This window comes from Pseudomonas sp. SIMBA_041, assembly GCF_046535095.1.
GTDB classification, from domain to species: domain Bacteria; phylum Pseudomonadota; class Gammaproteobacteria; order Pseudomonadales; family Pseudomonadaceae; genus Aquipseudomonas; species Aquipseudomonas mucoides.
The window spans coordinates 1-270 of record NZ_JAWRXJ010000338.1 but is presented as its reverse complement, the minus strand read 5'-3'; the positions used below and the strand labels follow the sequence as shown (position 1 = coordinate 270).

Genomic DNA, 270 nt, shown 5'->3' with positions numbered 1-270 from the left:
GGTGTCTATCGCCGGCCGAGTCCCGCCGTGGCCGCTTCGTTCCGCTATTCGTCAGCGTTGGAACTGCTCGGCTATCTGGTCAATGGCGTCTGGGAACCTGTGCCCGTGCCAGCTGGCGCGATCCGCGAGGCGCTGCCAGTTTCGAGACTCTTTGTGGGTGCCGAGAAAATCGAGATTCGCATGCCGACGGCAACGCGGTTCGCGGCGATGCTCGACATCAAGGATTATCCGGAAGACACCGAACCGGGCATGCTCAATGGTCTGCTGTAC

1 protein-coding gene is annotated in these 270 nt (G+C 61.5%); it reads left to right on the top strand.

The genetic code is table 11. The annotated features are described in order from the left end of the window. Positions 1–27: 27 nt before the first annotated feature. On the top strand, positions 28–270 hold a 243-nt coding region (locus tag SB725_RS31390), incomplete at its 3' end, for a hypothetical protein (protein ID WP_410923320.1).